This is a genomic window from Pseudomonas sp. SIMBA_067 (assembly GCF_046534675.1).
Taxonomy (GTDB): Bacteria; Pseudomonadota; Gammaproteobacteria; order Pseudomonadales; family Pseudomonadaceae; genus Aquipseudomonas; species Aquipseudomonas putida.
Window position 1 is genome coordinate 1 of the sequence record NZ_JAWRYH010000518.1, and the last position, 268, is coordinate 268.

General features: G+C 58.6%; 1 pseudogene. It reads left to right on the forward strand.

From position 1 onward, the window contains the following. Positions 1 to 268, forward strand: a pseudogene (locus SB765_RS30140) (MFS transporter); the annotation flags it as partial.

Sequence of the window (268 nt, forward strand, 5' to 3'; positions counted from 1 at the left end):
GCCCATCTTCAAAGAAGCCCAGGCCCGCCAGCAGCGGGTGGAAAGCCAGCAACTGGGCGTGGTCGAGGTGGTCACCAAATACTGGCGCGAAGTGCTGATCGGCATCGGTGCCCGGTTTGCGGAGAACATCCTCTACTACATCGTCGTCACCTTCTCCATCACCTACCTGAAGCTGGTGGTGCACAAGGACACGTCAGAGATCCTGCTGCTGATGTTTGGCGCTCACCTGCTGCACTTCTTCATGATCCCGCTCATGGGCTACCTCTCG